Genomic DNA, 21,788 nt, shown 5'->3' on the forward strand with positions numbered 1-21,788 from the left:
TCGCGGTGGATGCGGGCGAAGTGGTTGTAGAGCCAGCGGCCGGCGCGTAGGCGGCGGCCGGTGCCGTCGCAGCGGCGGCATTCCCGGAACGCGCGGCCGGACGGGGACCGTCGGCGGCCGGTTCCCGTGCAGCGTCGGCAGGCTTTGAACGGCCAGACCGTACAGGCGAGGACGTAACCGAGTGTGACAGCGGCGATGATGGTGGCGAGGGTGCTAGCAGCGGTGAGGTGGGGGGTCACAACGGCCTCCAGAGCGGGTTTCAGGGTGTGTGGGGCCGTGAGCTGCTAGGTACTAGACCGCAGCTCATGATTCAGTTTGGGTGCTAGCAGGTCTGCTAGGCCTAGCAGGTTGGGGTGCTAGGCCTAGCAGGCTGCGCGGTCAGGTCAGCGCGACTTCTTTCGGTCACGCTCCGCAATCGCTTTGAGAAGGTGGTCGTGGGTGATGCCGCGCCGGGTGGTTTCCTTGCCGTCCGACAGACGGCCGTACACGTCACCGACCTTGATGATCGGGTGCGGCTTGAGGGCGGCGGTGAGCTGAGCCGATCCCCACCCCTGGTACGCCTCGGGCCGCAGTTCGGCGAGCAGGCCGCACAGGGTGTCGTTCCACGCCTTCTTGTCGTCGCCCGGCCACACCTGCGCCAGGTCGGCGAGCACGTCCGCCACCGGCGCGGCAGTACGCGTCTGCTCCTCTGGCGTCGGCAGCGTCCCCGCCGTCTGCCGCAGGGCTACGGCGCGGGTGACGATGCGGGCGGCGGCGTCGGTGTTGACGTAGTACGAGCGGACCGAGGCGGGTTTGCCGAAGCCGCGCAGGATGCCCCACCCGGCCTCATCGACCGGCTGGAACACGGTGGCGCGGTAGCCCTGCTTGTACGACGACGTCCCGAGGATCATGTCGTTCGCCGTCTGATCGGCCACGGACAGGCAGAACCGGCTGTTGACGTTGCGGGTGATGCCGGTCGGCAGGCTGTCCTTGTCCGGGATCTGCGTACCGATCAGGATGATCACGCCGAGCGCGCGGCCGAGCTTGATGACCTTCTCCAGGATCTCTCCGGCGTCTTTGCCGTACTTGCTGGTCATCAGCTCTTGCAGCTCATCGAACCAGGCCACCAGCGGGTGAAGGCCAGAGCCCTTGAGGGAGGCGAGTTCGGGGGTGACCTTGTTCTCCGGTGCCTTGCCGAGCCGGGCGTAGTGCTCGATGCGCTTGGACCGGCGGCGGCATTCCTCGTATAGCCACTCGATGAACGCGAAGCAGCGGGCGAGGGTGTCGTCGTCGAAGCCGTTGCCGTACTCGGTCATGACCGGTTCCAGCACGGCGAAGTCGCCAACCCCCTTCAACTCGTAGCCCCGGATCTCCGTACGGGCGTCCAGGGCGGCGGCGAGGACCAGGTCCCGCAACGCGAACGTCTTGCCGCTGCCGGGTTGGCCGCCGAACAGGTAGTTGCGGAACATCAGGCTGACGTCGACGTTCTCCAGCCGGGGCGTGGTGGCCAGGGGGAACGGCTTGAACACGTCGACCTTCGCCGAGGCGGACAGCAGCGGCCACACGGGCTGTTTCATCTGCGACGCCGGTTCGTACCCGACCCACAACGCGAGGCGGCCGGTGTGTCCGTCGGCCGGTTCGGGCCACACCTGGTCGAGCGGCAGCCGCAGCGCGGACGCGAGCTTGCCCCGCCGGGCAACGACCTCGGAGGCTTCGACGCCGTAGGGCAGGTCGACAATGGCGATGTGGCCGGGGCCGTCGCGGTGGATGTCGACCGGAAACGAGATCGCACGCGGGTCTTTGGCGACCGCGGAGTTGATGCCGGACAGTCCGAGCGAGGTCAGGCCGCGTCGGACGAGTTCGGCGGTGAGCTTGCGGTAGCGGGTCGCTTCGGTCACCCGGTCGGTGATCGGCTTGTCATCCGGCCTTCCGACGCGGGCGAGCAGTCCGACCGCAAGCGCCGATGCGGCCCACGGCGCCCACTCGGGTACGGGGCCGTAGGCGAGGATCAGGCCGGCGGTCGTGGTCGCGCCGGCCCCGGCGGCGAGCAGCCACCACCGCCACGTCGCCTGCCGCTGACGGCGGGCGTCGAGCTTCAACCACTGGTCGATGTCCGACGACGAACCACGGCCAGCGGCAGCCTGCCGAAGCCCGTAGTTGCCGTCCTCGGCACTGGCCCACAACAGCAGACGGCCCGTGCCCTTAAACAGCCCGACCGGGCACCACACCAGCAGCTTCCCGGCGTACTTCGGCAGCCGGACCGCGTGGAACGCGGACACGTACCCGAGGTCTTTGAGCTGCCAGCGAATCGCGGCCTTGATGCCGCGCATGGTGTAGGCCCAGCGGGGCAGAATCGCCCGCCGGTCCGGGCGACGGGTCGGGGTGAAACCGGGGTCGTCGTCCCGGTCAACCGGCGCACCGAGCGTCGGCGCGTCGTCGTCAAGGGACTCCGCATCCCCGCCGTCGTCGGGGTCGATGTCGTCGGCGGCCGGGCCGGTGGAGGTGCCCCCCGCCCCGGCACGGCGGTTGCGGACCTTGTCCAGGTCGACCACCTCGGCGTCGACCACCTCACCATCGATGATCCGGCCGTCGAAGTCGTCGGGCTGGTAAGCGTTGCTGCTCATTGCTTCTCCAGTCAGAGAGTTTCGGGTTTCGGTGGGGTGGCGGTGCGGCCCGGTTGGTGGTTACGGGCCGCACCGCGCGGTAGGGGTTGGTCAGCGGTTGCAGGTGTTGGCGTGGCTGGACAGCAGCGCCAATGCCGGGGCGAGTCCGGCCTTGTACTGGTTGAGGCCGCATCCGGTGCAGATCACGCTGTAGTGGCCGGCGCCGTCCATGAGCACGTACGCCTCACGAAGGCCCTTGGTGTAGACGGTTCGCGATACCTGCTGCATGTCTCGGGTCCTCTCCGGTCAGGCGATGATCAGGGCGGCGGCGAACAGGAAGAACAGGTGAAACGACTGGTCAAGCGCGTACGCGCCGGTCCCGAGCGACGGGTTGTCGTCCCGACCGGGGCGGGGCGTGCCGAGGGCGTAGAAGCGGGCCGAGCCGAGCAGCTCGGCGAGCCGGCGCAGCGGGGTACGGCGGTCGGCGATGTAGTGCGACACCGCCGACACCGCCAGACCGACCACGACCGGCCACACATCCAGCCGCAGCCCGGTCGTAGCCATCACGGCGACCAGGGCGAGCAGGGCGGTCAGGGTGTAGGTGGTGACGTGGGCGGCGCAGGCGATCCGGCCGACCCAGCCGGGGCGGCCCTTGCAGTCGGCCTGGTGCTGGGTCTGTACCCAGTGGTCGGCGACCTGGTGAGCGACGTAGAGAGCGGCGAACACGGCGGCGAAGGTCGCCACCGGACCGGGGGAATCTGCGAGCATTGGTGGTCTCTCCTGATGTCAGGTGATGGACGGGGAGACCGGCGGCACGGCACGGTTTCTCAGGCCTTTGGGCCGTGCCGCCGGGCGGGGTCACGCTTCGTCGGTGCTGTGCAGCAGGTGCGCGAGGGCGGCGCCCATGCCGAGGACCACGACGGGCAGGCAGGCGACGGCGGTGGTGATCCACCAGGGGGCGGCGGTCATGCCGGCGGCGGTCATCAGGTGGTAGGCGACCTGCCCGGCCGCACCCACGACCAAAGAGCCGAGCGCCGACCACTTGGCGAACCGGCGAGCCTTGCCCGGCGCCCGACCGGACAGCCACACCCACATCGCGTACGCGGCGTAGGTTTCGACGCCGATCGGAAGCGTGATCGCGGTGTTCAGGCTCAGGTCGTCCCAGATGCCCGGCAGCGGGTTCACGACACCGAACCCGGCGAGTTCGCCGAGTTCGACCCACCCGGACCAGATGGCCACGAAGGCCGGCAGGGCGAGCAGGAGTACCGGCCACGCCACCGGCCGACGCGGCTCACGCGGCTTTGCGGGGGTGGTGTCGGGTTCGGTGGTGGTGATGTTGGAACCCGGGTGTCCGTCAACCGCCACCAGCGGCGACGTCTCGGCGACCGTCGCCGGTTCGGCGGGGGTCGGGTCCGGGGCGACCTCGGTGGTGGACTCGGGTACGGCCGGGGTCGGTGCCGGGTCCGGGCCGATCGGTTCCGGGTAGTCGTAGACCGGGATGGCGGGCTTGGCGGTCAGCCGTTCGATCAGCGCGGTCGCCTTCGGCGCGCCGATCCGCAGTTCCTTCATCAGGTGGTTGCGGGGCGGGGTCTTGCCGAGCTTGGCGGTCAGGGCTTTCGCGTCGGGGAGCAGGTCTTCGACGGTGCGCGGGTGCGCACTGGCGGGGGCGGTCATGGGGTGCCTCCTTCGGCACAGTCAAGGCACTCGCCGAGCGAGCGCGGGATGAAGTACCAACGGACGGTGTGGCAGGTGGAGCAGGTACGGCGGGCCAACAGCGCCTTGTCGATCGCGGCGCGTTGGGCGGGGGTTGCGGTGCGCTTGGGGCGGGCCAGGTCGACCTTGTAGAGGTAGGCGACGCGGTCACCGCCGACACCGCGCCACATGACCTGCGCGGCGATCGGCTGGCCGCCAGGGCGTAGGCCGGCGGCGCGGAGTTGGCGGCGGGTGGCGTAGCCGGGCGGGGCACCTCGCCACCAGAAGGTGGGGAGGCCGTAACGGTCGCCTTCCGGGTCGTGAAACGCGGCGCGGGTCCGGGCCACGACCGGCGCCTAGGCGGCGAGGCGGGTCGGCTTGACCGGGCTACCAATCACGGCGGCGGCCCGCGTGACGCGGTGCTCGGCGCGACGCAGCCGGCGCCAGTCCAACGGCGTTGGACCGCCGTGGTCGGCGGCGTTGATGAGGGCGATCTCCGCGTCGAGCAGGTCCAACTCGGCGGCGATCACCGGCCACTCCTGGTCGATTGCGTCTAGGTCGGCGGCGGTCGGTTCGTCGGGGGCGAGACGGTTCCGCACGGGAAACCTCCGTGTCGATGGGATGGGGAAGCCGCAGCGGAATGAACCGAGGTGGTCCGTGCCGCCGCGCCGAGGGTGGGATGGGTGATCAGTCGAGGGGGCCGCAGGTGTGGTCACGCTGCGACCCGTGGCAGCCGCACGACAGGTAGCCGCCCACGTCGATCAGGTCGTCGTCCATCGGGCCGGTGTCGCACCCGCCGTTGATCAGGCCAGACGAGTTGTGGTCACGAACGTCGACCCCGCAATTGCGCGGGCAGGAGACGTAGTAGGGCCGCACAGGCAGCCCTCCTTTCCGTAGCAGGGAAGGGGTTCAGCGCTCGCTATCCGTCCGCTCGCCACGCTCGACCGGGACCTACCGGCGTCGTCGCACAGATACCGCTCGCAGCCTCGCGAGCGCCTTTTCCTGTCGCTGTTCAGTTCTCAATGACCGTGCGCGCGGGGGTCCGTACGCAAACGCCGCAGCCGAAGCCGCAACGCCGACGCCGACAACCTTCCGGACTTGTCGTTCCTGGCTAGCCAGGTGCGATGAGATGACCGTAGGTCTGCCTGGCTAGTCAGGTCAAGCGGGTGTGGCAAAGTTTCTCAACTTGGCTAGTCAGCGCTACCGTGGGCAGGTGAGTGAGAACCTTGACTTCCTTGGTCAGCTAGACCCCGACGACCCGAAACAGGCGTCGCAGCAAATCGCGAACAAGCTGCGCGCTGCGATCCTCACGCGCCGACTTGCCCCCGGCGACAAGCTGCCATCACAACCCGAGCTAGCTACCCGCTACAGCGTGGCGCGAGAGACGGTCAAGCGAGCCTTGGACCTGCTCCGGGCAGAGAGGCTGATTGTGTCCCGGCAGGGCAGCGGCGCGTTCGTCCGCGCCCAGACGCAGCGAGCCGTCGAGCTACGTCCGCACATCGAAGCCGTGTTCGAGCGACCTCACGTCAGCATCGACTTCGCGGGATTCTCTGGCGAGACGCTGCGTGACGCGCTTGCCGAAGCGCTCGACAAGGTACGCGTCGGCCGGCTCGCACCGGAAACGATCGCCGTGCGAGTCCTGATCTCCGATATGACCGTGCCGATGGCATTACCGTCACGAGCCGAGACGCAGGCCGACGACCCGGCGGTACGCGAGCGCGCGGAGCGGATCACCCGCCGCGCGGCGGAGGCAATCATCGACCAGGTCGCCGAGCTGGGCGACCTTGGCCTAGTCCGGTCGACCACCGTCGAGGTACGGATGCACCGGGCATCCCCGCTGTTCAAGCTCTACATCCTCAACGACGAAGAGGTCTTCTACGGCTTTTACCCGGTCGTTGAGCGCACCGTCTCTATCAAGGGGGAGCCGCTGGCGATCTACGACCTGATGGGCAAGGACGTGCCGCTGTTCCACTACGCGGTGACCGACGATGACGCCTCGCACGGTACGCAGTTCGTGGAAGCGTCTCGCCAGTGGTTTGACTCGGTGTGGTCGACCATCGCCTACCGGTACGACGGATGAACGCCGACCTTGGCAGGTTGCTTGCCGGGGTCGGCGCGGTGCTGCTCGACTTCGACGGGCCGGTGTGCAGCGTCTTCGCCGGCTACCCGGCGCCGCAGGTTGCCGCCGAGCTAGTCGACGTTCTGCGGCGGCACGGGGTCGACGTGCCGCCGGACCTCGCCAGCGAGCCGGATCCGCTTGAGGTGCTTCGCCGCACCGGCGCAACTGGCGACGATGGCGTTACGCGAATGGTGGAGGACGCGCTCTGCGCGGCCGAATGCCGGGCCGTCGAAACTGCCGAACCGACGCCGTACGGCCGAGAGGTCATCGTGGCTGCCCGACAAGCCGGGATGTCGGTGTCGGCGGTTAGCAATAACTCGGCCGGCGCGCTGAGCGCATACCTTACGGCGCACCGGCTGGCGGTGTATGTCTCGCCGGTGATTGGTCGGGCATACGCCGACCCAGGGCGCATGAAGCCCAACCCGGAACCGATCCTACGAGCCGTGCGAGCCCTCGGCATACCAGCGAGCCGATGCGTGTTGATTGGCGATTCGATGTCGGATATTGACGGAGCGCGAGCCGCCGGAGTGCGGTCAGTTGGCTATGCGAATCGTCCTTCCAAGGTTGAAAGCCTTCGGGCCGCCGGAGCGGACGCGGTGATCACGAGTATGGGTGAGTTGGCTGGCTCACTGATGGAGCGTACTGGTGGCTAATATTCAATCCAGCTCGACGAACACGCTGTCTGAGATCGATGTCATGTACCTCTTAATGTCGGAGCAGGCTACTACGCGTTAAGGGGTGAGTTGCAATACTTTCTCATGCCGTTCCGGGCCATCCGACTCACGCCAAGTGAGCGTAATGCTAACTGGGCCTGCCCAGCTACCCCAAGGAGCTTCATAGCGCACCACGAACTCCTGCGATTCTGGATCCAAGCGGTCTATTGGGACAGGGGGGAATTTCTCGTCAACCTGTACGAGATCCGTCTTCCCCTGGAACCCGCCATCCATGTCGATTTGACCCCTCAGATGAGCCTGTATGTCGAATGCAGGTCCCTGGCCAGAATTTCTGATGCTGAGGCGATGCTCCTCGGCGCCAAAGCGGGTTCGACTAAAGGTTACTCGAATGTCCGCGCGACTGCGTATCTCTTTGACAAATTCGAGCATTTGCCTATCGAGTGATATCTGTTGTTCCCGCAGGACGTCCTGCGCTTCTGTTAGTTCGGCCTGACGACCCGCCGTCTCTCTAGCTCGTCGCCGGTCGATCCACCATGTAAAAGCGCTAACGGCAATGGCCAGCCCGGCAATTATATTAGGAACTACTTCAACCACGTGTTACCTCCACTCAAGCCCGGGGGTGACGCCAGCGATCCGGCGGCAACTGCTGAGTACCGATGCAAAGGTAGGTCGGCGCTTCCCTTCCACACGACACCATCGACGAACTGACCGTCAGCGGTCGCGCCGAGTGGGCGCAGGCATCGCTACTCTCTCTTCGCTTCGACGGGCTGGTCGAGTTGTTGCTGTCGCTTGTTCTGCTCGTCGCGAAGTCTCTCTACGGATTCTGCAAACATCGAGTATGCGCGCGATTCATCTAATCCCTTATAGTTTCCTACCCGAAGTTCTACGGCTTCATATTCTCGTTCTATAGCATCTGCGGTTTGCTGTGAGTTGAAGCTTCGCTCATGGTACTTGAAGTAGCCCATGAAGCCCGCCGCGAGTCCGACAACAGTGCTTGCCCCTACAGTTACCCATCGCACATGCGCATAGGAGACGGAGGCTGTCGCGATTGCTGAAGTGGCGACAGATCCGACGATGATAACGCTTTGGAGACGATTGTGTAGTGCGCGAGTCTTTCCGGCATCCTCTCGAAACTGCGAAATTAGATCTGGCGTGTCATCCCTGTAGCGCTTCTGTGCTTGTAGTGCCGCGTCGAGTACATCGTTCGACCTTGAGTCTTCTTGTTCCTGGACGCGTCGCCGCACTAAGTGCAGTTTCTTGATAAAAACACGCGTCTTCCTTGTGCGCCTATATTGCCAGTAGGTAAGTGCTGGAGAAATGAGAAGGGATGCGCCGCATGCAATGTAGACCGCCGTGGATATGCGGGTTATCTCATCAATCTTCGAAGAGATTGCAAGGACCGCCAGTGCTATCAGCATCGAGTTTCCCGCGGTAATCCAGGCGATGCCAGCTTTCTTCCATATCTGTTGAAGGTGAAGCTTTTCTTCGGCGTCGATTATGCGACTGCGTACGTGGTCGATGTGCCAGTTGTCCGGACCGTCATCGTTGATCATGTCGATCAGCTCTTGCTTGTTCTTCGACTGATTGTCGCCGCGCCAAAGCCTTCTTGTATACGACCACATGCAGCAATATTATTGCGTGTCGATCTCCTGCCCAAGGTGCAAGTTTAGTCGGATTGCTGACACGGCGCCATGATCATATTTCGCTCGTTTGGTGGACTAAAAATATGGGGACTCCTGTCAGCTACGTTGCATGACCGACTGCAACTCTTCAACGGTAAGCCACGGCTTAGTGCGGTGGATCATCCGATGGCAGTTCGAGCAGATCAGGGCAAGGTCTGCAAGCCGAGTCTTAGTCGGGCCGGTGACATGGAGTGGCGTGCGGTGGTGGCATTCGATGTAATCGGTACCGCGGACGCCGTAGGTCTTGGCGAAGTCGAAGCCGCAGATTTCGCAGGCGATGGCCAGACCGTGGCGTTTGGCGTCCGCAATCTTGGCTCGCCTGATCTTTGGGTCGCGCTCTCGTCGTAGGTGTAGGCGTAGGAGTACGCCCCCCTCGTCCGCGGTCGGGTCCGGCACGTCGGGGTCGGGGCCAGCCGTGGGGGGTTCATCGGCGGCGAGAGCGGTGCGGATCGCCGCGGCAACTGCGTGCATCTCGGCAGGTCGAGCGATGAAGTCGTCCAAGACTTCCCGGTCGAGGCGGTTGCCGTTGGTCTTCTTGCCTAGGTATTGCGGGTGTGCGGTCGCGATGTCAGCCGTCTTGCGGCCAACGCCCGCGGCGTTTCGGAACTCCGGTCCGCGCTGGTCGACGGGATGGATGGCGGGCGACTGGAGAAGTTCAGATAGCTCCTTGACCCTTTGGTCGGCCGCGTCGAGCTGTCGCCATCCGTTCGCCTCGACCAGCGCACAGGCCAGGATGATCTCGTCCCGAGTCCAATCCGGGTTCCGCATGTAGCGCACGTCGAAGCCAAGCGCGGTGAGCCGAGGGACAACCGTCTTGTCTCCGCCGGAGAAGTCTTCAGAGACGAGCGGGGTGCCGGTGCTCTGTCCGTGCGCGTACCCCACGATGGCTTTCGAGTCGTAGAGCCGCCCCTGGTATTCCAGGTAGTACAGCTTGGAGCGGCCAAACCCAGCCAAGCGCAGGAACTCATCGCGGCCCAGTCGATCGAACTCGGCGATGGCGGCCAGCACGGCCGGGCGCGTGATGTCGGCAAGTGTCACGCCGCGACGATACGGCGTCGGTGCGACAGACCGCGGCCCCGAAGCTCCGCCCGTCGTCTCAAACGTCGTCTCATTCACGGGCGTCCAGCGGTGATCGGAGAGGATCATCCATCAAACATTTCAGCAGCTCACGAACGGTCGCAACCCTCGCCGATCGGCAGCAGGCAGACCTCGAAAGCGTGTGAGGGTTTACGCCCTCCGCGGGTTCAAATCCCGCCGCCACCGCTCGTACACAGGCTAGACGCCCGGCACCTCCAGCGCGGAGGACCGGGCGTTTCGCTGTTTCCTGACCGGTGACTCAGCGGTCCCGGCTGGACGGGAAGGCGTACCCGGGTGGCCGACGCGACGGTGGCGGAACCGTCGACACCGGCTCGCTATTGTCGGCGTGTGGTCGATCCGTGGGATGTGAGTGCCGGCGGGCTGCTGCGGCTGCCGTCCGGGCGGCTGGTTCGTGGCCGTGGGCTGATGCGGCCGCTGCCCGCCGGCCAGGTGCCGACCTTCGCCGTCTACCTGCTCGGCAAGCCGCCGCCGCCGGTCGACTGGGAGGCTCGTTGGCTGCACTGGCCGGACTTCCGGCTACCGCGCGACCGGGACGAGGCCCGGACCATGTTCCGCGAGGCGTGGGAGCGGTCGGCGACCGACCGGGTCGAGTTGGCCTGTTCCGGTGGCCGGGGCCGTACCGGCACGGCGCTGGCCTGCCTGGCGATCATTGACGGGGTGCCGGCCGACGAGGCTGTCACCTTCGTACGCGCGCACTACTCCCCGCACGCCGTCGAGACGCCGTGGCAGAAGCGCTACGTACGGCGCTTCCTCGCCTGATGTTCGACCTTCCGCACGCCGGTCGCCGGGAGATCGCCCCGGGTGCGGTGCACGTGCCACGGTGGCTCGACCCGGCGACGCAGCGCCGGCTGGTCGAGGCGTGCCAGGCGTGGGCGCGTGGGCCGGTTCCCGCCCGGGCGGCGACGCTGCCGGGCGGCGGCCGGACGTCGGTGCGTACGGTCTGTCTGGGCTGGCACTGGCAGCCGTACCGGTACAGCCGGACCGCCGACGACGCGGGCGGCGGGCGGGTGGCCGCGCTTCCCGACTGGCTTGCCGACCTGGGGCGGGCCGGACTCGCGGAGGCTCGTCAGGCGACGGCCCGGAGCTACCGGCCGGACACCGCCCTGATCAATTTCTACGACGACGCCGCGAAGATGGGCCTGCACCAGGACCGCGACGAGCGTACGGACGCACCGGTGGTGTCGTTGAGCGTCGGCGACTCGTGCCTCTTCCGGTTCGGCAACACGCACAGCCGGAACCGGCCGTGGACCGACCTGGAGCTGGCTTCGGGTGACCTGTTCGTCTTCGGCGGGCCGGCGCGGTTCGCCTATCACGGGGTGGTGCGGACCTATCCGGGTACGGCTCCGGCCGGGGTCGGCCTGGACTTCGGTCGGATCAACATCACGCTACGGGAGACCGGCCTCTCCTGAGTCTGCCCTGGTCGGCGAGTTCTCCACAGAGTTATCCACAGGGTGTGGATAGCACATGTGTACGACTGTGGAAGGTTGTCCACAGGCCGGCCAGCCTGTGGACAACCACCGTGTCACCGAGGGGACGCGAACGCGTCCACCCCGGTCAGCTCCGCCGACAGCGCCCAGAGCCGGGCCGCCTGCTCCGGGTCGACGGCGTAGTCCCGTACCCCTTCTCGGACACCCTCGGCCGCCAACTCGGCGATCTCGCAGTCCTCGCAGTAGAGACCGCCCAGCCCGTCGAGTTGCGCCGACGTGGCCGCCCAGACCTGGGTCGCCGCACCCTGTTCCGGCGTCTTGAAGCTCGGGTTCAGCGGGTTGCCGTCGGTGTCGATCCAGCCGTAGCCGACCATTTCCTCGGTCGTCAGGTGCCGCTGCAACGGGGTGAGAATCCCGCCCGGGTGGAGCGCAAAAGCCCGTACCCCGAGGTCTTTGCCGAGGGCGTCGAGTTGCACGGCGAACAGGATGTTGGCCGTCTTCGCCTGGCCGTACGCCGCCCACTTGTCGTACCCGTGCTCGAACTGCGGGTCGTCCCAGCGGATCGCGGAGTTGTGGTGACCCGTCGACGAAACCGAGACGACCCGGGCACCGCCGTCCACGAGCGCCGGCCACAGCCGGTTGGTCAGCGCGAAGTGGCCCAGGTGGTTGGTCGCGAACTGTGCCTCCCAGCCCGGCCCGACCCGCGTCTCCGGACAGGCCATGATGCCCGCGTTGTTGATCAGAATGTCGATTCGCCGGCCGGAGGCGAGAAAGCGCTCGGCGAACCCATTCACGCTTTCGAGGTCACCGAGGTCGAGTTCGTCGACCTCGACCCCCGCGATTCCGGCGAGCGCCTCACGGGCGACGTCCGGCCGCCGGGCCGGTACGACGACCCGAGCCCCGGCCTTCGCCAGGGCCCGCGTCGTTTCCAACCCCAACCCCGAATACCCGCCGGTCACCACCGCCAGTTTCCCCGAAAGATCAACCCCATCGAGTACGTCGTCAGCGGTGCTCCGTGCACCGAAACCCGATCCGATCTTGTGCTGCGCTGTGGTCATGCCCCGACGCTACGACTTCGACCGCACTGGAAGACAAGTACCTTGCTCAGCGCAGGATGCCCTCCGCGCGGGCGGCCCGCAGCCAGGCCGGGAACTCGCTGAGCAGCCGGTCGTAGAGTTCCGGATCCCCGGTCCGGTCGATGTCGTCGACCGCGAAGAAACCGACGTTGTCCACCCGCCGGCCCTGCATCTGGTCGAACCGTTCGAGGATTCCGTAGTTGGCGTTGCCGAGCCCGATGAACTGCCAGAAGATCGGCTCGTCGGCGGCGGCCCGGAACTGCTTCTCGATCGCGGCGTTCTGGTAGACGCCGCCGTCGGAATAGAACAGGACGAGGGTGGGAACCGGTTCGGGATTCTGCCGTACGAAATCCCGGACCATGGCGATCACCTTCTGCTCCTCGTTACCGAAGCCGAGCTTCGGCAGGGCCTTCATCCGGACGAATGCCGGAATCCAGCGCGGCATGTCGCCGATCTCCAGATCCGGGAGTTGCCCGGGACGGGAGGCGAACATCCACGACTGCATGGTTCCGTCGTCGTCCAACTGGGCCGCGACGGCCGCGGTCCGCTCGACCGCGCGGGCCATCGTGCCGTTCTTGTAGAGCGACGTCATCGACCCCGAGGCGTCGAGGACCAGGAGGACCCGGGCCCGGACGTTCCCGATGCCGTGCTTGGTCAGGCTGACCGCCACCTGCTGCTTACGCAGGTTGAGCTTCTGCCGGGCCTCCGGCGGCAGCCGGTCCTCGCCCTTGGTGAACCGTACGGTCGGCTGCCCGGGCGCAGGCGCGGCCGGTGGTGGGGGTGGTGGCGCGGTGACCGGTGGCGGCGGGAAGGCGGGCGCGGGTGGCGGGGGTGGTGTCGCCGTAGGCTGGGCGGTGGCGGGCGGTTCGCTGTCGACGCTGATCCCGAAGTTGGTCGCCAGCCCGGCCAGCCCGGAATCCCAGCCCTGCCCGACCGCCCGGAACTTCCAGGCCCCGTTACGCAGATAGAGCTCCCCGCCGACGATCGCCTTCTCGGTCGACGCGTGCATGTCCTCGAACCGCGCCACCTCGGCCCCGGAACCGACGTCGAAGATGGTCAGCCGCAGCCCACGTACCTGCTGGAAGGTGCCGTCGTGGGCGGACGCGGCGATCACCACCCGCTGGATGTCCGGTTCGACCCTCGCCAGTTCGACGGTGATGCCGTCGAACGCCTCCCCGGCCGCCCCGGCGCGCTTGCCCGCGTGGGTCACGGCTCCGGAAGGGTGCCGCGGCTGGTTGTAGAAGACGAAGTCGCCGTCGCTGCGGACCTTCCCGCTCGCGGTCAGCAGCAGCGCTGACACGTCGATGTCGGGTACGCCCGGTCCCGCCGTCCAGCTCAGGACCGCCCGGACGTACATCGTGGGCAGGGCGACGTTGGCGCCCTTGGACAGCACTGTCACGGTGCCTCCTCCGCGTCACGGTGTGTCAGAGCCTACCGGTGTTGATCAAGATCTGCGCAGGTCGGGCCGGGTGACGTGTCGGGGCGTGAAGCAGGGCGGCAGTCAGAGGTGCTGACGGTCTACTTCCGCCCGACGCCGGCCGGGACGGACACCGTCACGGCAACCCGACAGAGCGCTGGCTGCCCCGCCAACCGCACCAGAACCGAGACCACGACGAAGGGCCGGCCCCGCGTGGGGCCGGCCCTTCGTCGTTTACGCTGCTCAGAAGAGCGGAGGATACGAGATTCGAACTCGTGAGGGTGTGAACCCAACACGCTTTCCAAGCGTGCGCCCTAGGCCTCTAGGCGAATCCTCCGTCGCACAGGATACAGGCCCGTCGCAGCAGCCCCACACGGCCCACCCGCCGACGGTTCCGGGCGGGGCGGGGTAGAGTCGTCGGTACCTCCCGTGCGGCGTGCACCTCGTGAACCTCCCCAGGGCCGGAAGGCAGCAAGGATAAGCGAGCTCTGACGGGTGCACGGGAGGCCTTATTTTTCCTGGTCGCCGCCGATCACCGCTGCCTCGCCCCGTGTTGCGTCCGGGGCCGTCCGCCGGTGGAGAATGGCCCGGTCGAGAGGAGGCTGGGGTGGCGCTCGCGCTCTACCGCAAATACCGGCCGAGGACGTTCGCCGAGGTCATCGGCCAGGAGCATGTCACCGAGCCGCTGTCGCAGGCGCTGCGCAGCGGGCGGCTCAACCATGCCTACCTGTTCTCCGGGCCGCGTGGCTGTGGCAAGACCTCCAGCGCGCGCATCCTGGCCCGGTCGCTGAACTGCGAGCAGGGGCCGACCCCGGAGCCGTGCGGCACGTGCGGGTCGTGCCGGTCGCTGGCGAACGACGGGGCCGGCTCGATCGACGTGATGGAGATCGACGCGGCCAGCCACGGTGGTGTCGACGATGCCCGTGAGCTGCGGGAGCGGGCGTTCTTCGCGCCGGCGAACAGTCGCTTCAAGATCTATGTGATCGACGAGGCGCACATGGTCTCGTCGGCCGGCTTCAACGCGCTGCTGAAGCTGGTCGAGGAGCCGCCGGAATACGTCAAGTTCATCTTCGCGACGACCGAGCCGGAGAAGGTGCTCGGCACGATCAAGTCGCGTACCCACCACTATCCGTTCCGGCTGATCCCGCCGGCGGTGCTGCGGCCCTACCTGGAGCAGTTGACCGAGGCCGAGGGGATCAAGGTCGATCCGGCGGTGTTTCCGCTGGTGGTGCGGGCCGGTGGGGGCAGCGCGCGGGACAGTCTGTCGGTGCTCGACCAGCTCATCGCCGGTGCCGGGCCGGACGGTGTCAGCTACGCCCGGGCGGTGGCGCTGCTGGGCGTGACCGACTCGGCCCTGATCGACGAAATGTGTGACGCGCTGGCGGCGGGGGACGGTGCGGCGGCGTACGCGACCATCGACCGGGTGGCCGAGGCCGGCCACGACCCGCGGCGGTTCGCCTCCGATCTGCTGGAACGGCTGCGCGACCTGATCGTGCTGCGGCAGGTGCCGGACGCGGCCGCCAAGGGCCTGGTCGACGGCCCGCCAGACCAGGTGGAACGGATGGCCGCGCAGGCCGAGCGGCTGGGGTCGGCGACGCTGTCCCGGTGCGCCGACATCGTGCACAACGGCCTGGTCGAGATGCGTGGCACGACGGCGCCCCGGCTGCTGCTGGAGTTGATCGCCGCCCGGATGCTGCTGCCGGGGGCCGACGACGGCTCGGCCGCGCTGCTCCAGCGGCTGGAGCGGATGGAGCGCCGGCTCACGGTCGCCGGCGGCGGCGATCTGCCGCCGGTCCAGGCCACCGAGCCGGTACGTCCGCCCGTCCCGTCCCGGGTCGAGCCGCAACCCCAGCCGCAGCAGCCCTCGACCCCGCAGCAGCCGCCGACCCCGCAGCAGCCGCCGGCGCCACAGGCGGCGCAGCCGGCCGCTCCGGCGCGTACTGAGTCCCGGCCGGCGCAGCCGGCGGCGGCCCTGCGGTCCGGCCCGCCGGCGGCGGTCATGCCCGATCCGGTGACGCCGGACCCGCCGGCGCCGGGCACGCCCGTTGCCCCGGGCGCGCTCGACGCGGCCGGGGTCCGTCGGTCGTGGGACCAGATCCTGTCGACGGTCGCGGCCCGGAGCAAGCGTGCGGCGGCGGTCGTACGGGAGGCGACGGTGAGCGACGTCGACGGCAACACGCTGGTGTTGTCGTTCCGGCACAGCGTGCACGCCACGATGCTGACCAACTCGCCCGACCTGTTGGTCGAGGCGATCGGTCAGGTGCTGGGCGGGCGCTGGCTGATCCGGTGCGAGGTCGGTGGCGACGGCGGCCGGCCGGCCCCGACTCCGCAACCGCGGCCCACCCCGCCTCCGCCGCCGTCCGCGCCGCCCGCGGCCCCGCCACGACCGGCGGCCGGTTCGTCTCCGTCCGGCGGGTCGACCGGTTCGGACTGGCCCGAGCCCGTCCGGCCGCCGTCGGCCGGGCCGGTGCAGGCGGGCCGGGCTGCTGGATCCGACTGGCCGGACGGAGACGAACCGGCCGCCGGTCGTGGCGGGGCCGCGGGCGGCGGCGGTGGCTCGGACTGGCCGGAGCCGGTTCGTCCGGGTGGCCGGCCCGCCGCACCGGCGCCGACCGACGAGGCGGGTGCGCGACAGTCGGCCAACGGCACGACGCCGGGCGCCGGCCCACCCCCGGCGAACGCCGGTGGCGCCGGTACGGGACTCGCCGCCGCCCGGGCGGCCGCGGCGGCCGCCAACCGGGGTACGGCCGGCCGGGATGCCGGCGTGCCCGCCGCCCGCGGTGCCGCGCCGGCGGCGACCGTCGCCGTCGCCGTCTCACCGGCCGCTCCGGCTCCGGCGGCCCGCGCCGGGGCGGTCCAGACGGCGGATCCGTCCTGGGCCGGCGAACCGCCGTACGACCCCGACTACGACGGGCCGGTGCGCGGCGGGGTGACGTACGAGGGGTTCGATCCCGGGGACGAGCCGCTCGACGACGTGGTCGACGTCGACACGGTCCGGCAGAGCAGCGAGCAGCAGGTGGTGCAGCTGCTGCACCAGACGCTCGGCGCGGAGCGACTCGACGGCTGACCACGTGGCGCGGCGCGGCCGGCGTCGGGCCTGCCGACTAGGCTGAACGATGCCCAGCAATGACGACGAAGGAGCCGTGCCGTGCGCCCCGGTGGACAGCCCAACCTGCAGCAGATGATGAAGCAGGCGCAGAAGATGCAGCAGCAGCTCGCCGCCGCGCAGGCCGAGCTGGCGGCGGCGGAGCTGACCGGCACCGCCGGAGGCGGGCTGGTCACCGTGACCATCTCCGGTGGCGGCGAGGTCAAGGCGATCAAGATCGACCCGAAGGCGGTCGACCCGGACGACGTCGAGACGCTGGAAGACCTGGTGCTGGCGGCGGTGCACAACGCCAACGACGCGGTGCGCAAGCTGACCGAGGAGAAGATGGGCCCGGTCACCGGCGGCATGGGCGGCCTCGGCCTGCCCGGCTTCTGAGCCCCGGATGTACGAGGGTGCGATCCAGGATCTGATCGACGAGCTGGGTCGCCTGCCCGGCGTCGGGCCGAAGAGTGCCCAGCGGATCGCCTTTCACGTGCTGTCGGCGGATCCGGCCGACGTCAACCGCCTGTCGACCGCGTTGCGGAAGGTCAAGGAACTGGTCCGGTTCTGTACGACCTGCTACAACGTGGCCGAAGCGGAGCTGTGCCGGATCTGCCGCGATCCGCGCCGCACCGACGAGGTGCTGTGTGTGGTCGAGGAGCCCAAGGACGTGGTGGCGATCGAGCGGACCGGCGAGTTCCGGGGGCGCTATCACGTGCTGGGCGGGGCGATCAATCCGCTGGAGGGCATCGGGCCGGACAACCTGCGGATCCGGGAGCTGATGCTCCGGCTCGGCTCCGGTGCGGTGAAGGAGTTGATCCTCGCCACCGACCCGAACACCGAGGGCGAGGCGACGGCGACCTACCTGGCGCTGATGGTGAAGCCGATGGGTATCGCGGTCACCCGGCTGGCAAGTGGTCTGCCGGTCGGCGGCGACCTCGAATACGCCGACGAGATCACGCTCGGACGGGCGTTCGAGGGGCGTCGAGCGGTCTGACGTGCGGTCGTTGATCTGACAGTTGATGTTCTGAAACAGCGGCGCAATGTAACAACTTCGCATCGTGCGTGCCAGTGGTGAGACGTAAAGACACGATCCGATACCAACCCCCAACAGGCCAGTTTCCGGGGAGTTCGAAGGACGGCTATCGTCTCGCCATCTGGTGACCCCGGGTCACCGCGTTGTCCGTACCCACAGGACGAGGTGAAGCACCATGCGTGCATCAAGGCCGAAGGTCGCGATCGCGACCGCAGCGGTCGCCGCCCTCGCGCTCTCCGGCTGTGCCACGAGTGAGCGCGACGGAGACTCGGGCGGATCCACCAAGGACACACTGGTCTTCGGCGTTGCCGGTGACCCCAAGGTGCTCGACCCCAGCCTCGCCAGTGATGGCGAGTCGTTCCGGGTCGCCCGGCAGGTCTTCGAGACGCTGGTCCGCCCCGAGGAGGGCGGGACCAAGGTCTCGGCCGGCCTGGCCGAGAGCTGGACGCCGGACGCGGCCGGTACAACGTGGACCTTCAAGCTGCGCACCGGCGTGAAGTTCCACGACGGCACCGACTTCAACGCCGAGGCTGTCTGCTTCAACTTCAACCGCTGGTTCAACGCCAAGGGTCTGATGCAGAGCCCGGACGTCACCGCCTACTGGCAGGACATCATGGGCGGCTTCGCGGCCAATGAGGACCCCGAGCTGGGCGAGAGCCTCTTCAAGTCCTGCACCGTCAAGGACCCGAGCACGGTCGACCTGGCGTTCAACCGGGTCTCCAGCAAGATCCCTGCCGCGCTGATGCTGCCGGCCTTCTCGATGCACTCGCCGACGGCGCTCCAGCAGCACCAGGCCAGCGAGGTGACCGGCACCGCCGACGACATCAAGTACCCGGCGTACGCGCTGGAGCACCCGACCGGCACCGGCCCGTTCAAGTTCAAGGCCTGGGACATCGCCAACAAGACCGTCACCCTCGAGCGCAACGAGGAGTACGCGGGCGAGAAGGCCAAGCTGAAGACGCTGATCTTCCGCACCATCTCCGACGAGAACGCCCGTAAGCAGGCGCTCCGGTCCGGCGACATCCACGGCTACGACCTGGTCGGCCCGGCCGACGTCGGTCCACTCGGGACCGACGGGTTCAACGTGCTGACCCGCCCGGCGTTCAACATCCTCTACCTGGCGATCAACCAGAAGGGGAACCCGAAGCTGGCGGACATCAAGGTCCGGCAGGCCATCATGCACTCGCTGAACCGGCAGGCGCTGGTCGACTCGAAGCTGCCCCCGGGCGCCAAGGTCGCCACGCAGTTCATCCCGGACACCGTCGAGGGCTGGAACCCGTCGGTCACCACGTACGACTACAACCCGGAGAAGGCCAAGCAGCTGCTGGCCGAGGCGGGCGCGTCGAACCTGACGCTGAAGTTCCACTACCCGACCGAGGTCACCCGGCCCTACATGCCGAACCCGAAGGACCTCTTCGAGCTGCTGGCGGCGGACCTGCGGGCGGTCGGGATCACCATCGAGGCGATCCCGCTGAAGTGGAGCCCGGACTACCTCAACGCCACCACCTCCGGTTCCAACCACGACCTGCACTTCCTGGGCTGGACCGGTGACTACGGCGACGCCTACAACTTCATCGGCACCTTCTTCGACCGGCCGAAGGACGAGTGGGGCTACACCAACCAGCCGCTGTTCGACCTGTTCCGGCAGGCTGACACCACGGCCGACGCCGCCGCCCGGTTCGAGATCTACAAGCAGCTGAACGCCGAGATCATGAACTTCCTGCCCGGCGTGCCGGTGTCGCACTCGCCGCCGGCGATCGTCTTCGGCAAGGACGTGACCGGTGTCAAGGCGAGCCCGCTCACGGACGAGCGGTTCTCCACCGCCGAGTTCAAGTCCTGACATAGAAAAAGGAACCGCGGGCGGGCACCGGTCCTGGTGCCCGCCCGCGGGACCCTCTGGACCAATTCGAGGCGCACGTGTTCCGGTTCATCGTCAGACGCCTGCTGCAGCTGATACCCACACTGTTCGGGCTTTCCATCCTGTTGTTCATCTGGCTGCACCGCCTGCCGGGTGGACCGGAGACCGCGATCCTCGGCGAGCGGGGCACACCCGAGTCCCGTGCCGCGATCCGGCGTAACCTCGGCCTCGACGAGCCGATCCTGATCCAGTACGGCCGCTTCATGAGGCGGATGCTCCAACTAGACCTCGGTACGTCGATCTCGACCAAGCGCGAGGTCACCACGGAGTTCCTCCAGCGCTTCCCCGGTACGGTCGAACTCGCCCTCACCGCGATGATCATCGCGATCGGGGTCGGTATCCCGCTCGGCTACCTCGCCGCCCGCAAGCGGGCCACGATCCTCGACCACGCCTCCGTGGTGGGGTCCCTGATCGGCATCTGTATCCCGGTGTTCTTCCTGGCGTACGTCCTCAAGGCGATCTTCGCCGAGAACCTGGGCTGGTTCCCGTCGAGCGGCCGGCAGGACCCGACGATCGGCGCCACCCGGATCACCAACTTCTTCGTGCTCGACGGACTGATGACAAGAGAGTGGGACGCCGCCGCCGACGCCCTGTGGCATCTCGTCCTACCCGGCATCGCGCTCGCGAGCATCCCGTTGGCGATCATCGTCCGGATCACCCGGGCCAGCGTCCTGGAGGTGCTGGGCGAAGACTTCGTACGCACCGCCGAGGCCAAGGGCCTGACCGAGAACGTGGTCCGCCGGCGGCACGTCCTGCGCAACGCGATGCTGCCGGTCGCCACCACCATCGGTCTGCTCACCGGCGGCCTGCTCTCCGGCGCGGTGCTGACCGAGACGGTCTTCGCGTTCAGCGGCATCGGGGCGTTCATCGCCGAGTCGATCAGCCAGCGGGACTATCCGGTGCTGATGGGCTTCATCATGATCATCGCGGTGGTCTACGTGCTGGTGAACCTGATCGTCGACCTCTCCTACAGCTTTATCGATCCGAGGGTGAGGGTGCGATGAGCGGGGTGCTCACACCGGGCCGCAAGAAGATCGAGAAACTCGACCGGCTCTCCGAACTCTCCGCGAAGCGCGACGACGAGCGTGGGGTGAGCCTCTGGCAGGAGGCGTTCCGGCGGCTGCGGCGCAATCCGGCCGCCGTCGTCGGCGCTGTCATCCTGCTCGCCTTCCTGCTCGTCGCGATCGTCGGGCCGTTCCTGGTGCCGCACGACCCGGTCGCGCAGACCTGGCGTGGCGAGGTCAGCGACGCCCGGGCGCACTATCCGGGGCCGCGTGCCGAGAACTGGTTCGGGGTCGACCACCTGGGCCGCGACGAGTTCAGCCGGATCGTCGTCGGCGCCCGGCAGACGCTGCTGGTCGGCGTGGTCTCCACGCTGATCGGTCTGGTCGTCGGCGCGATCATCGGTGGCACCGCCGGTGCGGCGGCCGGTCTCGGTGGCCGGGTCGGCCGCTGGATCGACAACGCCCTGATGCGTGTCGTCGACATGCTCCTCGCGCTGCCCAGCCTGCTGCTGGCGGTCAGCATCGCGGCCCTGCTCGGGCCGAGCCTGATCACCGTCATGATCGCGGTCGGCGCGGTGTCCGTACCCGTCTTCGCCCGGCTGTTGCGGGGCTCCATGATCGCGCAGTCCAATACGGACTACGTGCTGGCGTCGACCTCGTTGGGGGTGAAGCGCGGCCGGATCGCGTTGACCCACATCCTGCCCAACTCGCTGGCTCCGGTCATCGTGCAGGCGACGCTGACCCTGGCCACCGCGATCATCGAGGCGGCGGCGCTGTCCTTCCTCGGCCTGGGCAACCAGGACTCGTCGATCCCGGAGTGGGGCGTGATGCTCGCCGACGCGCAGCGTTACCTCGACGCGGCGCCCCGACTGGCGATCCTGCCGGCCGTCGGCATCATCGTCACGGCGCTGGGCTTCACCCTGCTCGGTGAGGCGATGCGTGAGGCACTCGACCCCAAGCTGCGGAAGTAGGCGAGCG

At 68.1% G+C, this 21,788-nt stretch carries 21 protein-coding genes, 1 tRNA gene and 1 other RNA gene; 11 read left to right on the plus strand and 12 right to left on the minus strand.

Annotated elements, in window-relative coordinates:
* Nucleotides 1-383: 383 nt before the first annotated feature.
* The 7 genes from Prubr_RS14125 to Prubr_RS14155 form a co-directional block, all read right to left on the minus strand.
* Nucleotides 384-2,603: a P-loop NTPase family protein gene (locus Prubr_RS14125; protein WP_212825613.1), complete on the minus strand. Its 2,220-nt coding sequence runs from the start codon at nucleotides 2,601-2,603 to the stop codon at nucleotides 384-386.
* 90 nt (nucleotides 2,604-2,693) lie between these two features.
* Nucleotides 2,694-2,870: a hypothetical protein gene (locus Prubr_RS14130; protein WP_212825615.1), complete on the minus strand. Its 177-nt coding sequence runs from the start codon at nucleotides 2,868-2,870 to the stop codon at nucleotides 2,694-2,696.
* Nucleotides 2,871-2,888: 18 nt separating this feature from the next.
* Nucleotides 2,889-3,350, minus strand: a complete 462-nt coding sequence (locus Prubr_RS14135) for a DUF3307 domain-containing protein (protein WP_212825617.1) — start codon at nucleotides 3,348-3,350, stop codon at nucleotides 2,889-2,891.
* A 90-nt stretch (nucleotides 3,351-3,440) separates the two neighbouring features.
* Nucleotides 3,441-4,256, minus strand: coding sequence for an ABC transporter permease (locus Prubr_RS14140; protein ID WP_212825619.1), 816 nt, complete (start codon nucleotides 4,254-4,256; stop codon nucleotides 3,441-3,443).
* Nucleotides 4,253-4,621 carry an RRQRL motif-containing zinc-binding protein gene (locus tag Prubr_RS14145; protein WP_212825621.1) on the minus strand — a complete coding sequence of 123 codons (369 nt, stop codon included), beginning with the start codon at nucleotides 4,619-4,621 and terminating at the stop codon, nucleotides 4,253-4,255. The genes Prubr_RS14140 and Prubr_RS14145 overlap by 4 nt, the downstream gene beginning before the upstream one ends.
* A 9-nt stretch (nucleotides 4,622-4,630) precedes the next feature.
* Entirely contained in the window at nucleotides 4,631-4,873 is a 243-nt protein-coding gene (locus tag Prubr_RS14150; RefSeq protein WP_212825623.1) for a DUF6284 family protein, read from the minus strand.
* Nucleotides 4,874-4,961: 88 nt separating this feature from the next.
* Complete coding sequence (locus Prubr_RS14155; protein WP_212829001.1) at nucleotides 4,962-5,150, minus strand: hypothetical protein; 189 nt, start codon at nucleotides 5,148-5,150, stop codon at nucleotides 4,962-4,964.
* Between the two features lie 337 nt (nucleotides 5,151-5,487).
* Here Prubr_RS14155 and Prubr_RS14160 point away from each other — a divergent pair, with 337 nt between their 5' ends.
* Both Prubr_RS14160 and Prubr_RS14165 read left to right on the plus strand, forming a co-directional pair.
* Nucleotides 5,488-6,354 carry a GntR family transcriptional regulator gene (locus Prubr_RS14160; RefSeq protein WP_212825625.1) on the plus strand — a complete coding sequence of 289 codons (867 nt, stop codon included), beginning with the start codon at nucleotides 5,488-5,490 and terminating at the stop codon, nucleotides 6,352-6,354.
* On the plus strand, nucleotides 6,351-7,046 hold the full coding sequence (locus Prubr_RS14165; RefSeq protein WP_212825627.1) for an HAD family hydrolase: 696 nt from the start codon (nucleotides 6,351-6,353) through the stop codon (nucleotides 7,044-7,046). The genes Prubr_RS14160 and Prubr_RS14165 overlap by 4 nt, the downstream gene beginning before the upstream one ends.
* 764 nt (nucleotides 7,047-7,810) lie before the next feature.
* On the opposite strand, the gene Prubr_RS36855 is transcribed toward Prubr_RS14165, so the two are convergent.
* Together Prubr_RS36855 and Prubr_RS14175 are read right to left on the minus strand one after the other, a co-directional pair.
* Nucleotides 7,811-8,689: a DUF4231 domain-containing protein gene (locus Prubr_RS36855; protein WP_246568678.1), complete on the minus strand. Its 879-nt coding sequence runs from the start codon at nucleotides 8,687-8,689 to the stop codon at nucleotides 7,811-7,813.
* A 117-nt stretch (nucleotides 8,690-8,806) separates the two neighbouring features.
* On the minus strand, nucleotides 8,807-9,787 hold the full coding sequence (locus tag Prubr_RS14175; RefSeq protein WP_212825629.1) for an HNH endonuclease: 981 nt from the start codon (nucleotides 9,785-9,787) through the stop codon (nucleotides 8,807-8,809).
* Between the two features lie 387 nt (nucleotides 9,788-10,174).
* On the opposite strand from Prubr_RS14175, the gene Prubr_RS14180 reads away from it, so the two are divergent.
* On the plus strand, nucleotides 10,175-10,606 hold the full coding sequence (locus tag Prubr_RS14180) for a protein-tyrosine phosphatase family protein (RefSeq protein ID WP_246568680.1): 432 nt from the start codon (nucleotides 10,175-10,177) through the stop codon (nucleotides 10,604-10,606).
* Nucleotides 10,606-11,256, plus strand: a complete 651-nt coding sequence (locus Prubr_RS14185; RefSeq protein ID WP_212825631.1) for an alpha-ketoglutarate-dependent dioxygenase AlkB family protein — start codon at nucleotides 10,606-10,608, stop codon at nucleotides 11,254-11,256. Before Prubr_RS14180 ends, Prubr_RS14185 begins: the two co-directional genes overlap by 1 nt.
* Before the next feature lie 113 nt (nucleotides 11,257-11,369).
* On the opposite strand, the gene Prubr_RS14190 is transcribed toward Prubr_RS14185, so the two are convergent.
* The 3 genes from Prubr_RS14190 to Prubr_RS14200 all read right to left on the minus strand — a co-directional run bounded on the left by Prubr_RS14190 (nucleotide 11,370) and on the right by Prubr_RS14200 (nucleotide 14,104).
* The gene (locus tag Prubr_RS14190; protein ID WP_212825633.1) at nucleotides 11,370-12,332 is read right to left on the minus strand and encodes an SDR family NAD(P)-dependent oxidoreductase; all 963 of its coding nucleotides are present in this window, start codon (nucleotides 12,330-12,332) and stop codon (nucleotides 11,370-11,372) included.
* 46 nt (nucleotides 12,333-12,378) lie between these two features.
* Nucleotides 12,379-13,749 (minus strand): VWA domain-containing protein, encoded by a 1,371-nt coding sequence (locus Prubr_RS14195; protein WP_212825636.1) that lies wholly within the window; start codon nucleotides 13,747-13,749, stop codon nucleotides 12,379-12,381.
* A 270-nt stretch (nucleotides 13,750-14,019) separates the two neighbouring features.
* Nucleotides 14,020-14,104 (minus strand) — tRNA-Ser (locus Prubr_RS14200).
* 84 nt (nucleotides 14,105-14,188) lie between these two features.
* Here Prubr_RS14200 and ffs point away from each other — a divergent pair.
* From ffs to Prubr_RS14235, 7 genes are all read left to right on the plus strand, one after another.
* Nucleotides 14,189-14,279, plus strand: an RNA gene (ffs, locus tag Prubr_RS14205) — signal recognition particle sRNA small type.
* A 95-nt stretch (nucleotides 14,280-14,374) separates the two neighbouring features.
* The gene (locus Prubr_RS14210) at nucleotides 14,375-16,834 is read left to right on the plus strand and encodes a DNA polymerase III subunit gamma and tau (protein WP_212825638.1); all 2,460 of its coding nucleotides are present in this window, start codon (nucleotides 14,375-14,377) and stop codon (nucleotides 16,832-16,834) included.
* Between the two features lie 105 nt (nucleotides 16,835-16,939).
* Nucleotides 16,940-17,248, plus strand: coding sequence for a YbaB/EbfC family nucleoid-associated protein (locus Prubr_RS14215; RefSeq protein ID WP_246568945.1), 309 nt, complete (start codon nucleotides 16,940-16,942; stop codon nucleotides 17,246-17,248).
* Between the two features lie 7 nt (nucleotides 17,249-17,255).
* Nucleotides 17,256-17,849 carry a recombination mediator RecR gene (recR, locus tag Prubr_RS14220; protein WP_212825642.1) on the plus strand — a complete coding sequence of 198 codons (594 nt, stop codon included), beginning with the start codon at nucleotides 17,256-17,258 and terminating at the stop codon, nucleotides 17,847-17,849.
* A gap of 214 nt (nucleotides 17,850-18,063) precedes the next feature.
* Nucleotides 18,064-19,728, plus strand: a complete 1,665-nt coding sequence (locus Prubr_RS14225; protein WP_212825644.1) for an ABC transporter substrate-binding protein — start codon at nucleotides 18,064-18,066, stop codon at nucleotides 19,726-19,728.
* 77 nt (nucleotides 19,729-19,805) lie between these two features.
* Nucleotides 19,806-20,810, plus strand: coding sequence for an ABC transporter permease (locus Prubr_RS14230; protein WP_212825646.1), 1,005 nt, complete (start codon nucleotides 19,806-19,808; stop codon nucleotides 20,808-20,810).
* Nucleotides 20,807-21,781 (plus strand): ABC transporter permease, encoded by a 975-nt coding sequence (locus Prubr_RS14235; RefSeq protein ID WP_212825648.1) that lies wholly within the window; start codon nucleotides 20,807-20,809, stop codon nucleotides 21,779-21,781. The genes Prubr_RS14230 and Prubr_RS14235 overlap by 4 nt, the downstream gene beginning before the upstream one ends.
* Nucleotides 21,782-21,788 lie beyond the last annotated feature (7 nt).

The sequence above is a fragment of the Polymorphospora rubra genome, from assembly GCF_018324255.1.
GTDB lineage: Bacteria > Actinomycetota > Actinomycetes > Mycobacteriales > Micromonosporaceae > Polymorphospora > Polymorphospora rubra.